The sequence below is a fragment of the Gloeothece verrucosa PCC 7822 genome, assembly GCF_000147335.1.
GTDB lineage: Bacteria > Cyanobacteriota > Cyanobacteriia > Cyanobacteriales > Microcystaceae > Gloeothece > Gloeothece verrucosa.
Genome location: NC_014501.1, coordinates 5,421,591 through 5,435,616 on the forward strand (window position 1 = coordinate 5,421,591; position 14,026 = coordinate 5,435,616).

The window sequence follows — 14,026 nt, forward strand, 5'->3', positions numbered from 1 at the left end:
ATGAATATCTTAACTAATTTGATTGCTTCTCTACTGGTTGCTGTTTGGATGGTGACTCTGGCGGTTTTTTCGATCCAAAATATTACCCCTGTCTCCTTAAAATTTTTGCTGTTTGAATCGATTCAATTTCCCCTAGGGGTTTTGTTGTCTGGTTGTGCGGCAGGGGGAATCATTGCAGGCGCGATCGCACCTTTACTGGTGGCACGTCCTCGTAAGTCCAACCGCAGACGCTACAGTGCAAGAAATGATGACCTCGAAGAGTTTGATTTTTAGTGATCGATTTAACTTTTTGTATAAATGTAGTCGATCAAGCTGTTTGGTATTTTTTTAGCTTTTAAACTGGGGGTAGATTTCCTTACAGCCGCAGCGCAAAAAAGTGAGATGAATATTCTAGGAGCTACTAAATTTGACCAGTGCGTGATTAATATCTCTCTGATTAATATTTGTAATCAAGAGAGTTATCTCGGTAGCGAAATGCGAAAGCTGTATAATGCTTATCAAGATGAAATAGATGAGGCGGTTAATAATCCTTGGGAGCATTTACATAAGTTTGTTATTTATGTTCCTCATCCTCAGCAAGAATATGAAAATATCAGCTTAGAAGAAGGTCTGACTAAAGGCTACAATGTAGAAGTGGAACTGATAGAAGATAAAAGTCTAATTCCTTATAAGATCCCCGAAGGCGGTCATTTTGTTGTGGTTTTAAAACAAACTGCCTTAAACGGTGATTTTAAAATAGCCGCAACCGGAATTTTTATTCGTCCTCTTGGAGTTTTGAGTCTTGATGTTGTTGTTGATGCAGATGCGGGAGAATATCAGCCGCTATTGATTAAGCATCCGATTATTAGAAATTATCCTGAAGATTGGCAAAACAAACTGGTTTCATTTTTAAATAAAGAGATTCATTATCAAGACCTTCCTAATGTGGTGGGATATGTGGATCAAGCTGTAAATCGAGATTATAGATCGCCTTCTTGGAATGAAGTATTTCTGTCTTCTCAGGGTTTTGCAGGTTTTTGATTAAATTAGTCGATATAATATTTAAGCCACTCCATATTTAGTATAAGGGCGCTTATGGGGAGGTTGTAGCCCCAAAATAATATCTTGGCGATCTACCCCCATTTCTAGCAAATCTTCCGCAGGATCAAGATCAGTTGCGTTTTTTTGTAACCATATTTTGCCGTCTTTTATATCAAAATGAACCACAGTAAAATAAACTCTTTTGGCTTTATTCCAACCTACATCTAACCACAGATAATGATCTCTTATTTCATCAAAAATTAATTGGGATTCATAGTTTTCTTTGGGCGGCTCCGATGAATTATATTTAGATAACAAATCCTTAATATATTGCCGATAAAGACTTAACTTATCCATTGAACTAAACCTCCATTAACAGAATCATAAATAATTAAATTTAACTGATATTCATTGATGCTTAATTGAACAAATTCTGACGAAAAAAAATCGTCATAAGTATCTAAGGGAACTGCTAAATATAAAATCCTTTCTGGTTCTACCCGTTTTAAAACCAGACGATAACTTAAAAACTGTCCCAAGGCTCCATAAAAATCCTTACCGTTGATGGATTCAAAAAACTTTTTATTTCAACAGCAATTTTCTCATTATCTTTTTCAGCCGCAATTATTCGCTCTGCCGCCAAATCAACTTGAAACTTAATCCGAGCAAACTGAATTTTATAGGGATCATCTGTAATAATCCAACCCTCTTTTTCTAAACCGGCTCTAACTAAATCATGAAAAGTATCTTTAGCCATAATTTAATTATAATTGACACTTAGGACAAAAATGAGCCGAACGCCCCCCTAACTTAACCCGTTCTATCAACGTCCCACAAACCCGACAAGATTTTCCGCCACGACCATAAACCCAGGCCACTCCCCCATAATTCCCATTAACTCCTGTCACACTCAAAAAATCACTAAAGGTTGTGCCGCCTTTGTCAATAGATGTTTGCAAAACGTCACAAATAGCTAAACGTAATTTTTCTAGCTGTTCAGGAGTTAGAGAACAGGCGATCGCATTTGGTTTAATTCCACTCTTAAACAACGCCTCATCAGCATAAATATTGCCAATACCGGCCACCACTTCCTGATCTAACAAAACACTTTTAATACTGCGGCGACTGTTTTTTAACTTCTGCTGTAAATACTCCCGAGAAAACTCATTACTAAAGGGTTCAACCCCTAATTTTTGCAACCCTGTCATAATGGTTTCTGGTGCTTGGTTAGGGGGTATATACCAAATCTTACCAAACGTCCTAATGTCAACAAACCGTAACTCTTGGTCTTGTCCGACAAATAGACGTAAGCGGGTATGTTTTGGGTAGGGAGTCTCTCGTTTTACCCATAATAGCTGCCCAGTCATCCGTAGATGAACCCCTAACCCTCCTCCTGAGTCTAATTGGGCTAAAAGATACTTACCTCGACGTTGCCAACGGTTTATGCTTGTGCCTGTTATCCCTTGCCAAAACTCAGCAATAGAAAAGGGGTAAGCAAGTGTCCTTGACAGTAACACTTCCCCACCCTCTATAGGTTGCCCTAGGGTCAATTGATTTAGACCCCGGCAAACCGTTTCTACTTCTGGCAGTTCAGGCACTTGAGTTAGGCTTTAGCTTTCTCTTTCTTAGGTGCGGGAGCTACCTCTTGCAGTTCGTGTTCAGCAAAGTTACTGGTGTTAACTCCAGAGGCATTGCCACTGAAACCATTGTAATTAACTGTCTCAAAACGAACGATATAGGGATAGAGGATACCGCTTTTATCAACACTGGCAACAGTGCCAACGTCATTAAACCAAAAAGAGTCTTTACGAAGGATTTTAACTTTAGATCCGCGTTCGATTGCCATAGGTATGATATGAAATAAAACGTTTAGATTAAAGCGTACTATTTCAATGGGACTTCTTGCTCATTGTAAATTTTAAGTTTTATTGCAAATCTTGCCAATCAACCCGAACAAAATAGGCTGGATGCCTAAGCTTGTCTTGAGTTTGGACGATTTCTACCACTTTTAAATTAAAAGGAATTGAGGTGGTCAAGTATTTTTGTACTGACATCCCCACATCAGGCGCTAACTGAACTGCTGTAGAAGCGGCTAGTCCTAACCCAAACAATTGTTCGATTGGCCCTCTAGGTAATAGTAGATGAGCGCTAATTACTAAGCCGGCGGTGAGCAGCATGGCAACGGATAAATTGGTTCCACAGCGAGGATGAACGGCTAATTGCCATTCTCCTTGTTTAAGGCGTTGGAGAGCTTCTCTGACAGCCCTCTGTAAGTCTAAACGATTGATTTGACCATAGAGATAAAATCCCTGTTCGCTAGAGAGTCCGCCCAAGGTTTCATTATCCAATGTCAGAGTAATTGGTGCTGACGGTTGTTGTCTTCTCTGCTGCATTTCGCATAACACCCAAACAGTCGCGTGTTCTAAGGCGTGAACTTGACGCAACATCAAGAATTCTTTTAACCCAGGAATAAATCCTATTTGTTTAAGTAACTCACTATCTTGGTTAGGATGAGGGGCTAACCAATCAAAGTTCCACCAAGAATCAAAATTAAAATTAGCAGTAGTAGTCATTAGTTGTTAGCCATTAGTCATTAGTTATTAGGCAGGAGTCAGAAGGCAAGAGGCAGGAGTCACTCGTTAAAACTCATCGCTTATAACTGATTACTGTTAACTGTTAACTGTTAACTTTTTTCAGCTTTGCCATGCTTTTTTGAGTCTCTGCCACAGATTAGCCATTGATTCTTTCATTTCATTTTTAAATTGCCACCGTTGAAATGCTTGCTCATAAGCTTCTCCTTGGGTCTGAAATGTTTTTAATCCCTCTAAAGATAATCCTAATCCCCACAATAAAAGAATGTATAATGACCAGGATAATGTCCCTGCACTCAAAAGATTGAGAAACAGAAGGAAACTATTAACAATTACATACCTAACGGCTTTTTGCTTCCACTGAGAGCGCCGAAATTGCGTAAATTCTAAGCGCTTTTTGGTCAAGGCTTTTTGCTTGAGCCATTCTTGTTCTGCCGCCACTAAAGATAGCGGCTCAATTTCTAATTCTGCTGCAATTTCCCAGAGTTGCTCTCTTGATAATTCTTCCTGATCATTTCGGCGAGCTAAAGCCAGGTGTAGAATTTGCTGGATATCTTCTGGACTATAGGATTGAGGCGTTTGAAATTCGACTTCCGACATAATGAATATTTTTACTCTTGACCAGTTAACTCGGCTATGTTATCGAGAATTTTTATATAGAAGGTAGACTATCCTGATTTTATTATGCCTAGAAATTTTCGTTGGTGACAATTGATTTTAAATACTGTAAAACTCTACAGCTATCGGCAAAAGTTCGCTAATTCTGTTTATCTTAATCAAAATCCCCCACTCTGAGGTAGGGGATTAAAATTATTTAAGTGTTAGTAGCTTTTAACTGAACTTACTAGCAGTAGAAGCAATTAGGAAGGCGGCGTAAGTGAGGATATAACCCACAGTGAAGTGAGCTAAACCTACCAAACGACCTTGAACAATGGATAACGCTACTGGCTTGTCTTTCCAACGTACCAAGTTAGCTAACGGTGTGCGCTCATGCGCCCATACCAGGGTTTCAATTAATTCTTGCCAGTATCCCCGCCAAGAAATCAGGAACATGAAACCGGTTGCCCAGACGAGGTGTCCAAACAGGAACATCCAAGCCCAAACCGAGAGGTTATTCACGCCGTAGGGGTTGTAACCGTTGATTAATTGAGCCGAGTTCGCCCAGAGGTAGTCTCTGAACCAACCCATTAAATAGGTGGAGTTTTCGTTGAACTGAGCCACGTTACCACTCCAGATGCCTAAATGCTTCCAGTGCCAGTAGAAAGTCAACCAGCCTAGGGTATTGAGCATCCAGAACATAGCTAAGTAGAACGAATCCCAAGCCGAAATGTCGCAAGTGCCGCCACGGCCTGGACCATCACAAGGGAAGGCATAACCGAAGTCTTTCTTGTCGGGCATCAGCTTGGAACCGCGAGCGTCTAAAGCCCCTTTGACCAGAATTAAGGTAGTGGTGTGAAGTCCTAGAGCGATCGCATGGTGCACCAGGAAGTCACCCGGTCCAATGGTTAAAAACAGGGAGTTAGTGCTGTTGTTGATGGCTTCTAACCAACCGGGTAACCAAACGTTACCGTAGTTAGGATAGGCCGTGTAGGCAACACTATCAGGATTAGACAGCAACACATCAAAGCCATAGAGAGCTTTTCCATGAGCCGCTTGAATCCACTGAGCAAATACTGGCTCAATGAGGATTTGTTTTTCAGGGGTGCCAAAGGCTACTACCACATCATTGTGAACATAGAGTCCCAAGGTGTGGAAACCGAGGAATAACGATACCCAGCTTAAGTGAGAGATGATCGCTTCTTTATGCTCTAGCATTCGCGCCAACACATTATTTTTGTTGGCTTCAGGGTCGTAATCTCTGACCCAGAAAATCGCGCCGTGAGCAAATGCGCCCACCATCAAGAATCCGGCGATGTACTGGTGGTGAGTGTACAGGGCGGCTTGAGTGGTGTAATCCTTAGCTAGGAATGCATAAGGCGGCATCGAGTACATATGTTGCGCCACCAGAGAGGTCACAACGCCTAATGCTGCTAGGTGTATTCCTAATTGGAAGTGCAGCGAGTTGTTGTAGGTGTCGTAGATTCCTTTGTGACCATCACCGAGCAGTCCACCAAAAGGTGTTCCGGCTGGAGGATTGTGAGCATTGAGGATTTCCTTCATGCTGTGTCCAATACCCCAGTTGGTGCGGTACATATGCCCAGCGATAATGAAGATCACCGCAATCGCCAAATGGTGATGAGCCATATCGGTCAACCACAGGGATTCTGTCTGAGGATGGAACCCACCTAAGAAGGTTAAGATTGCTGTTCCGGCTCCGGTTGAGGTTCCAAACACATGATTTGCTGTGTCTGGGTTTTGGGCATAGACTCCCCAATTTCCCGTGAAGAAGGGCAACAATCCCTCCGGGTGAGGAGCGGTGGATAAAAAGTTATCCCAACCGACGTGTTGACCCCGAGATTCAGGAATAGCCACGTGTACTAGGTGACCTGTCCAGGCTAAGGAGCTTACCCCAAATAACCCGGCTAGGTGGTGGTTCATGCGGGATTCAGCATTTTTGAACCAAGCTAGACTGGGGCGGAATTTGGGTTGTAAGTGTAGCCAGCCGGCGAATAAGAACAGAGAGGCCAGAATCAATAAGAATATTGAGCCTGTGTAAAGGTCTCCATTAGTTCTCATCCCGATGGTGTAGAACCAGTGATACACCCCACTGTAGGAGATATCTACTGGATAGGATGCTCCCGCTTGGGTAAAGGCATCTACTGCCGGTTGTCCGAATTGGGGGTCCCAAATTGCGTGGGCGATGGGCCGGATGTTTACAGGGTCTTTAATCCACTGCTCGAAGTTACCTTGCCAGGCTACGTGGAATATGGTGCCGGATGTCCACAGAAAGATGATGGCGATGTGACCGAAATGGGAGGCGAAAATCTTTTGATAGAGATTTTCTTCTGTCATTCCATCATGACTTTCAAAGTCGTGGGCTGTAGCTATCCCATACCAGAGCCGACGTGTTGTCGGGTCTTGCGCTAAATCCTGGCTAAATTTGGGAAATTTAGTTGCCATAGCTGTTTAGGAAATTCTCCTCTCTTAAAAATGAGGCTAATAGACTATTACTGCTCATTTTTTATTTGCCTTGCCTTCTGTAAGTTGTGTTACAAAAGATTGAGCTTGAAAGACGGAATTAAAGCCGCTCTTTTTATAGATTTATCTTACTGCCTTCTGAAGATTTGAGAGAGGGGAGTAAGATAAGTAATCCTTCTCAAAGAGTTTAACAATTTTTACCTTGGAAATGGCAAGGTTAGCTTAGGTGATTATTGGGTTTTGAGGCCATTAAGCCCGCCATAAGGCAGACTCAAAGTTTCCCAAGCTTTTATCTAAACTTCATTAATCTTTACCTGACTCCGCCTGTATTATCCTAAATGTCAAATATATTTTATATTTAGCTAAATGGAAAAAGAATTTACAGTAACATAACAAAAAGCTAAATCCCCCACCCGAGGGCAGGGGATTTTAATTACCTAACTACTAGAAATTCATTAACTGAACTTACTAGCAGTAGAAGCAATTAGGAAGGCGGCGTAAGTGAGGATATAACCCACAGTGAAGTGAGCTAAACCTACCAAACGACCTTGAACAATGGATAAGGCTACTGGCTTGTCTTTCCAACGTACCAAGTTAGCTAACGGTGTGCGTTCGTGCGCCCACACCAGAGTTTCAATTAATTCTTGCCAGTATCCCCGCCAAGAAATCAGGAACATGAAACCGGTTGCCCAGACGAGGTGTCCAAACAGGAACATCCAAGCCCAAACCGAGAGGTTATTCACGCCGTAGGGGTTGTAACCGTTGATTAATTGAGCCGAGTTCGCCCAGAGGTAGTCTCTGAACCAACCCATTAAATAGGTGGAGTTTTCGTTGAACTGAGCCACGTTACCACTCCAGATGCCTAAATGCTTCCAGTGCCAGTAGAAAGTCAACCAGCCTAGGGTATTGAGCATCCAGAACATAGCTAAGTAGAACGAATCCCAAGCCGAAATGTCGCAAGTGCCGCCACGGCCTGGACCATCACAAGGGAAGGCATAACCGAAGTCTTTCTTGTCGGGCATCAGCTTGGAACCGCGAGCGTCTAAAGCCCCTTTGACCAGAATTAAGGTAGTGGTGTGAAGTCCTAGAGCGATCGCATGGTGCACCAGGAAGTCACCCGGTCCAATGGTTAAAAACAGAGAGTTAGTGCTGTTGTTGATGGCTTCTAACCAACCGGGTAACCAAACGTTACCGTAGTTAGGATAGGCCGTGTAGGCAACACTATCAGGATTAGACAGCAACACATCAAAGCCATAGAGAGCTTTTCCATGAGCCGCTTGAATCCACTGAGCAAATACTGGCTCAATGAGGATTTGTTTTTCTGGAGTTCCAAAGGCTACTACCACATCATTGTGAACATAGAGTCCCAAGGTGTGGAAACCGAGGAATAACGATACCCAGCTTAAGTGAGAGATGATCGCTTCTTTGTGATCAAGTACCCGGGCTAACACATTATTCTTGTTAGCTTCAGGGTCGTAATCTCTGACCCAGAAAATCGCGCCGTGAGCAAATGCGCCCACCATCAAGAATCCGGCGATGTACTGGTGGTGAGTGTACAGGGCGGCTTGAGTGGTGTAATCCTTAGCTAGGAATGCATAAGGCGGCATCGAGTACATATGTTGCGCCACCAGAGAGGTCACAACGCCTAAACAAGCTAGGTGCCATCCGAGTTGGAAGTGCAGCGAGTTGTTGTAGGTGTCGTAGATTCCTTTGTGACCATCACCGAGCAGTCCACCAAAAGGTGTTCCGGCTGGAGGATTGTGAGCATTGAGGATTTCCTTCATGCTGTGTCCAATACCCCAGTTGGTGCGGTACATATGCCCAGCGATAATGAAGATCACCGCAATCGCCAAATGGTGATGAGCCATATCGGTCAACCACAGGGATTCTGTCTGAGGATGGAACCCACCTAAGAAGGTTAAGATTGCTGTTCCGGCTCCGGTTGAGGTTCCAAACACATGATTTGCTGTGTCTGGGTTTTGGGCATATACTCCCCAATTTCCCGTGAAGAAGGGCAACAAACCTTCTGGATGAGGCCGTACAGACAAGAAGTTATCCCAACCGACGTGCTGACCCCGAGATTCAGGAATAGCCACGTGTACTAGGTGACCTGTCCAGGCTAAGGAGCTTACCCCAAATAACCCGGCTAGGTGGTGGTTCATGCGGGATTCAGCATTTTTGAACCAAGCTAGACTGGGGCGGAATTTGGGTTGTAAGTGTAGCCAGCCGGCGAATAAGAACAGAGAGGCCAGAATCAATAAGAATATTGAGCCTGTGTAGAGGTCTCCATTAGTTCTCATCCCGATGGTGTAGAACCAGTGATACACCCCACTGTAGGAGATATCTACTGGATAGGATGCTCCCGCTTGGGTAAAGGCATCTACTGCCGGTTGTCCGAATTGGGGGTCCCAAATTGCGTGGGCGATGGGACGGATATTTACGGGGTCTTTAATCCACTGCTCGAAGTTACCTTGCCAGGCTACGTGGAATATGGTGCCGGATGTCCACAGAAAGATGATGGCGATGTGACCGAAATGGGAGGCGAAAATCTTTTGATAGAGATTTTCTTCTGTCATTCCATCATGACTTTCAAAGTCGTGGGCTGTAGCTATCCCATACCAGAGCCGACGTGTTGTCGGGTCTTGCGCTAAATCCTGGCTAAATTTGGGAAATTTAGTTGCCATAGCTGTTTAGGAAATTCTCCTCTCTTAAAAATGAGGCTGATGCACAATTGCTACTCATTTTCTTTTTGCCTCGCCTTCTGTCACTTTGAGCTTCAGAAGGTTTGACGTCAAAGTACGGTATCAAAGCCGCTCTTTTATAGATTGATTTTACTGCCTTTTCGGAAATGGGTAGAGGCGAGTAAGCTGCCAATCCTTGAGGAAAAATTGATTCACCTCTCCCCTAGGATTGGCAGGGGAATTTATTGAATTGATAGGGTTCTGGCTAGGAAGAATGCCCAAGTAGTAACAATTCCTCCTAACAGATAGTGAGTTACCCCAACAGCACGACCCTGAATGATACTCAGAGCGCGAGGCTGAATCGAGGGAGCTACTCTCAGTTTATTGTGTGCCCAAACGATGGACTCAATGAGTTCTTGCCAGTAGCCGCGACCACTGAAGAGGAACATCAAGCTAAAAGCAAAGACAAAGTGACCAGCTAAGAACATAATCCCATAGGCTGACAGAGCCGAACCATAGGAGTTGATTACGTTCGCTGCTTGGGCCCAGAGGAAGTCCCGAAGCCATCCATTAATCGTAATAGAGCTTTGGGCAAAGTTTCCACCGGTAATATGAGAGACTGTGCCATCTGGCAGGACTGATCCCCAAACATCAGATTGCATCTTCCAACTGAAGTGGAAAATTACGACTGAAATGGAGTTGTACATCCAGAACAGACCGAGGAACACATGATCCCAGCCTGATACTTGGCAAGTGCCGCCGCGACCTGGACCGTCGCAAGGGAAGCGGAAGCCGAGTTCGCCTTTATCGGGAATGAGGCGAGAGCTACGAGCATAGAGTACGCCTTTAAGCAGAATCAACACAGTTACGTGAATCGTGAAGGCGTGGATGTGATGCACTAAGAAATCTGCTGTTCCTAGGGCAATGGGCATCATCGCTACTTTTCCGGCTACGGCTACTGTGCTACCGCCAAAAGCATAACTTGCGGGTGCCAGAGCATGAGGTGCTGTTGCTCCTGGAGCGACGCTATGGATATGTTGTACCCATTGAGCAAAAACTGGCTGTAATTGGATCGCCGTATCAGAGAACATATCCTGAGGACGACCTAAAGCCCGCATGGTGTCATTGTGGACGTATAGACCGAAGCTGTGGAAGCCTAGGAAAATACAGACCCAGTTTAGGTGGGAAATAATTGCATCCCGGTGACGAATTACTCGGTCGAGTAAGTTGTCAACATTTTGGGAAGGTTTGTAATCCCGCACCATAAAGATCGCGCCGTGTGCCCCGGCCCCGACGATTAGGAACCCGCCTATCCATGTATGGTGAGTGAATAGGGATAACTGGGTCGCGTAGTCGATGGCTTGGTAAGGATAGGGGGGCATGGCGTACATATGATGCGCCACGATGATTGTCAGCGAGCCTAGTAGAGCTAGGTTAATCGCTAATTGAGCGTGCCAAGAGGTGGTCAGGATTTCATAAAGACCCTTGTGGCCTTCCCCAGTAAAGGGGCCTTTGTGTGCCTCTAGGATTTCCTTCATGCTGTGCCCGATGCCCCAGTTCGTGCGGTACATATGACCAGCAATAATGAACAGGACGGCAATCGCTACGTGGTGGTGAGCCGAATCCGACAACCACAATCCACCTGTGACGGGGTTCAATCCTCCCTTAAAGGTCAAGAAGTCAGAATAGACTCCCCAGTTCAAGGTAAAGAAGGGCAGAATCCCTTGAGCAAAACTCGGATATAATTCCGCCATTTTGCTTGGGTCGAGGATGAACTCATGCGGTAAAGGAATATCTGCTGGGGCGACTCCGGCATCCAAAAGCTTGTTAATGGGCAGAGAAACGTGGATCTGATGACCCGCCCAAGACAGGGAACCCAAACCTAACAAGCCAGCCAGGTGATGGTTCATCATGGATTCCACATTTTGGAACCACTCCAGTTTAGGCGCTCTCTTGTGGTAGTGGAACCAGCCAGCAAATAGCATCAGGGCAGCCATAACTAATCCGCCGATGGCGGTACAGTATAGCTGATAGCTATTGGTGAACCCAGAAGCTCGCCAGAGATAGAAGAATCCAGAAGTAATCTGAATTCCGTGGAAACCTCCACCGACATCAGCATTTAAAATTCCTTGACCGACGATTGGCCATACCACTTGAGCGCTGGGCTTAATGTGGGTTGGATCGGTCAACCAGGCTTCATAGTTAGAAAAACGTGCCCCATGGAAGTACATTCCACTGAGCCAAACGAATACCACTGCTAAGTGACCAAAATGAGCGCTGAAGATTTTACGAGAAATATCTTCTAGATCGCTGGTTTGGGTATCGAAATCGTGTGCATTGGCGTGTAGGTTCCAAATCCAAGTGGTGGTTTTGGGCCCACGAGCCAGGGTACGGTCAAAGTGTCCGGGTTGTCCCCACTTCTCAAATGAGGTAGGTACGGGATCGTTATCCACCGTTACCTTGACTTTCCCCTCTCTCTCTGGAGGACTGATTGTCATGAGGATTCTCCTCTCTCGACAATGAACTTAAGGTTTTTACTATTTGAGGTTGATTTTGTTACACATTAAAAGCACTGTCAAGGACGTTGCTTTTTTTTTAATGTAGCTTGATTTGCCTGTCTTAGTTAGATTATAGGCAAAAGCATCAATAGTTGATGATAAGGGGTAGTCCGGTTTTATGTAGGGACTACTTAACAATAATTAAAATTTCTCCCAATCCAGTCTCTCACTTGGCTTGTAAGCATAGACTCTTGACTCAAAAGTCAAGCAAAACCTACGTTTCTTAACATAATGAAATACTTGCTTCATATTCAACAGCAAGATGACAAATTATGCTATGGACTATCCAGAAAATTTTCAATAGAGCATATTGAAAAAAATCTCCAGATGATTGAGTAAAATTAATACTCGGCAAGAAAATACTGGAGGGGATAGCGTGTTGGGTTTATACAATAGACTAATCTCAATGAAAAGAATTTGGTTATATTTAATAATATTGTTAGCCTTTAGTTGGAGCGTAACAGGCTGTAGTGAGCGCCTGACACCGCCTGATCTATCGAGCGTCGAACAAGTCACAGAATCTTTCACCACAGGAAAAGGGAAACTCAGTGAAGTCAGTCCCCCGTACCTAATTCAACAATTAGAATCAGCACTACAGCAATACCAGCCTCAAGTGTCTATTATCAGCCCCAAGTCTGAGCAGGTTTTGGATAGTACCACAGTAAAAGTACAATTACAAGTCCAAGACTTACCGATTTTTAAAGATGCTGACTTAGAAATGGGGCCTTATCTAGAACTAATTTTGGATAACGAACCCTATCAAGCCATTTATGACCTTGAAAACCCGATTGTTTTAGAAAATTTAGCCCCAGGAACCCATACCTTAAGAGTTTTTGCTTCTCGACCTTGGCATGAAAGTTTTAAAAATGAAGGGGCTTACGCTCAAACCACCTTTCACATTTTTACCAAAACCGATGACAATCATCCTGACTCTAATCTTGCCTTATTGACCTACAGTAGTCCTAATGGGAATTATGGAGCAGAACCCATTCTGTTAGATTTTTATCTAACCAATGCTCCCTTACACTTAATAGCGCAAGAAAATCCTGAAGATGAGATTGCTGATTGGCGGATTCGTGTGACGATTAATGGTGAAAGTTTTCTGCTGGATAATTGGCAACCAGTTTATCTCAAAGGATTTAAAGAAGGTTCTAATTGGATTCAATTAGAATTTCTCGATGAACAAGGTAAGGCAATTAGTAATGTATATAACAACACAGTACGATTAATTTCCTACAGCGCAAACGGACAAGATTCTTTATCAAAATTAGTTCGAGGTGAACTATCTCTTGAACAAGCCAGAGGGATAATAGATCCAACGGCAAAAGTTCAGCCGCTTCCCATGCCGGTTCTTACTCCCGAGCCAAATCCATTAGAAGCGCCACCAGAAATTCCCACTGAAGAAAAAGAAACCTTACCCCAAAATACTTCTCTTGAAGAAGAAAAAACTTTACCGAGTTTACCTTCTACATCAGGAGAAGAAATTCCTACTGAAGAACCAGAAACCTTACCGGCAATTCCGGCTGATTCTCAAGAACAAATCTTGCCCGAAGTCATCTCTCCTACTCCTGAAACCCCTGCAACTGTACCTGATGTAACTGAGACAAAACAGCCGCCAGCCAAGTCTTCTTTAAACGAAGAAGCACCCACTTCTCAAGAAAATTTTTCTGTACAAGAATCTCCACAAGAGGTTTCTTCTTCACAAGAACAATCAGCTATTACTGAGGAAAAAACTCCTCAAGTAAACCCCTCTGAATTTGAAGAAATAATACCTACGCCAGAAGACAAAACATCCACAGTTCCTGCACCTGTTGAAAGCGAACGAAGCTTCGAAACCCTTACAGAAACCAGAGAGGACGAATCAAAAACCGTAATCTCTGACCATTCCTCTACTGAAAAAACGACTTCCTCTAAGCCATCGATTAAAGACCAATGGTTAGACAAGATCTTGAGTCGTTTTAAACGGGATTAAATCTGTCTATCTGTTGAAGCATTATTAATAAAATCTTAAATTTTCAAGAGTTACCCAAAAAAGTTAAGTAACGTTTTAGGTAAGTCCCAAGAAACTCCTTCAGTTTGGAAACAACATTTAAGATTT

11 protein-coding genes and 1 pseudogene are annotated in these 14,026 nt (G+C 43.7%); 3 read left to right on the forward strand and 9 right to left on the reverse strand.

Features of this window, described 5'->3' with window-relative positions; genetic code table 11:
• Nucleotides 1-273, forward strand: coding sequence for a lipopolysaccharide assembly protein LapA domain-containing protein (locus CYAN7822_RS24315; protein ID WP_013324908.1), 273 nt, complete (start codon nucleotides 1-3; stop codon nucleotides 271-273).
• A 108-nt stretch (nucleotides 274-381) separates the two neighbouring features.
• Entirely contained in the window at nucleotides 382-1,020 is a 639-nt protein-coding gene (locus CYAN7822_RS24320) for a hypothetical protein (RefSeq protein WP_013324909.1), read from the forward strand.
• A gap of 21 nt (nucleotides 1,021-1,041) precedes the next feature.
• On the opposite strand, the gene CYAN7822_RS24325 is transcribed toward CYAN7822_RS24320, so the two are convergent.
• The 9 genes and pseudogenes from CYAN7822_RS24325 to psaA all read right to left on the reverse strand — a co-directional run bounded on the left by CYAN7822_RS24325 (nucleotide 1,042) and on the right by psaA (nucleotide 11,868).
• Nucleotides 1,042-1,377 (reverse strand): XisI protein, encoded by a 336-nt coding sequence (locus CYAN7822_RS24325; RefSeq protein WP_013324910.1) that lies wholly within the window; start codon nucleotides 1,375-1,377, stop codon nucleotides 1,042-1,044.
• A pseudogene (locus CYAN7822_RS24330) lies at nucleotides 1,365-1,780 on the reverse strand (element excision factor XisH family protein). The gene CYAN7822_RS24325 and the pseudogene CYAN7822_RS24330 overlap by 13 nt, the downstream one beginning before the upstream one ends.
• Before the next feature lie 4 nt (nucleotides 1,781-1,784).
• On the reverse strand, nucleotides 1,785-2,618 hold the full coding sequence (locus tag CYAN7822_RS24335) for a DNA-formamidopyrimidine glycosylase (protein ID WP_013324911.1): 834 nt from the start codon (nucleotides 2,616-2,618) through the stop codon (nucleotides 1,785-1,787).
• A 5-nt stretch (nucleotides 2,619-2,623) separates the two neighbouring features.
• On the reverse strand, nucleotides 2,624-2,866 hold the full coding sequence (locus CYAN7822_RS24340) for a photosystem I reaction center subunit IV (protein ID WP_013324912.1): 243 nt from the start codon (nucleotides 2,864-2,866) through the stop codon (nucleotides 2,624-2,626).
• Between the two features lie 79 nt (nucleotides 2,867-2,945).
• Entirely contained in the window at nucleotides 2,946-3,593 is a 648-nt protein-coding gene (locus CYAN7822_RS24345; RefSeq protein ID WP_013324913.1) for a DUF6391 domain-containing protein, read from the reverse strand.
• A gap of 120 nt (nucleotides 3,594-3,713) precedes the next feature.
• A complete protein-coding gene (locus CYAN7822_RS24350; protein WP_013324914.1) occupies nucleotides 3,714-4,211 on the reverse strand; it encodes a 2TM domain-containing protein in 498 nt (165 codons plus the stop codon).
• 231 nt (nucleotides 4,212-4,442) lie between these two features.
• Nucleotides 4,443-6,671, reverse strand: coding sequence for a photosystem I core protein PsaB (psaB, locus tag CYAN7822_RS24355; RefSeq protein WP_013324915.1), 2,229 nt, complete (start codon nucleotides 6,669-6,671; stop codon nucleotides 4,443-4,445).
• 473 nt (nucleotides 6,672-7,144) lie between these two features.
• On the reverse strand, nucleotides 7,145-9,373 hold the full coding sequence (gene psaB / locus CYAN7822_RS24360) for a photosystem I core protein PsaB (RefSeq protein WP_013324916.1): 2,229 nt from the start codon (nucleotides 9,371-9,373) through the stop codon (nucleotides 7,145-7,147).
• Nucleotides 9,374-9,612: 239 nt separating this feature from the next.
• Nucleotides 9,613-11,868: a photosystem I core protein PsaA gene (gene psaA, locus CYAN7822_RS24365; RefSeq protein WP_013324917.1), complete on the reverse strand. Its 2,256-nt coding sequence runs from the start codon at nucleotides 11,866-11,868 to the stop codon at nucleotides 9,613-9,615.
• A 466-nt stretch (nucleotides 11,869-12,334) separates the two neighbouring features.
• Between psaA and CYAN7822_RS24370 the strand changes: the two genes are divergently transcribed.
• Nucleotides 12,335-13,900: a hypothetical protein gene (locus CYAN7822_RS24370; RefSeq protein ID WP_013324918.1), complete on the forward strand. Its 1,566-nt coding sequence runs from the start codon at nucleotides 12,335-12,337 to the stop codon at nucleotides 13,898-13,900.
• Nucleotides 13,901-14,026: the final 126 nt, after the last annotated feature.

What these genes read in the sequence shown, in the direction of transcription:
- CYAN7822_RS24315 (WP_013324908.1), top strand. Translation starts at nt 1, where the DNA reads ATGAATATCTTAACTAATTTGATTGCTTCTCTACTGGTTGCTGTTTGG.
- CYAN7822_RS24320 (WP_013324909.1), top strand. Translation starts at nt 382, where the DNA reads ATGAATATTCTAGGAGCTACTAAATTTGACCAGTGCGTGATTAATATC.
- CYAN7822_RS24370 (WP_013324918.1), top strand. Translation starts at nt 12,335, where the DNA reads ATGAAAAGAATTTGGTTATATTTAATAATATTGTTAGCCTTTAGTTGG.
- psaA (WP_013324917.1), bottom strand. Translation starts at nt 11,868, where the DNA reads ATGACAATCAGTCCTCCAGAGAGAGAGGGGAAAGTCAAGGTAACGGTG.
- CYAN7822_RS24345 (WP_013324913.1), bottom strand. Translation starts at nt 3,593, where the DNA reads ATGACTACTACTGCTAATTTTAATTTTGATTCTTGGTGGAACTTTGAT.
- CYAN7822_RS24340 (WP_013324912.1), bottom strand. Translation starts at nt 2,866, where the DNA reads ATGGCAATCGAACGCGGATCTAAAGTTAAAATCCTTCGTAAAGACTCT.
- psaB (WP_013324915.1), bottom strand. Translation starts at nt 6,671, where the DNA reads ATGGCAACTAAATTTCCCAAATTTAGCCAGGATTTAGCGCAAGACCCG.
- CYAN7822_RS24325 (WP_013324910.1), bottom strand. Translation starts at nt 1,377, where the DNA reads ATGGATAAGTTAAGTCTTTATCGGCAATATATTAAGGATTTGTTATCT.
- CYAN7822_RS24350 (WP_013324914.1), bottom strand. Translation starts at nt 4,211, where the DNA reads ATGTCGGAAGTCGAATTTCAAACGCCTCAATCCTATAGTCCAGAAGAT.
- psaB (WP_013324916.1), bottom strand. Translation starts at nt 9,373, where the DNA reads ATGGCAACTAAATTTCCCAAATTTAGCCAGGATTTAGCGCAAGACCCG.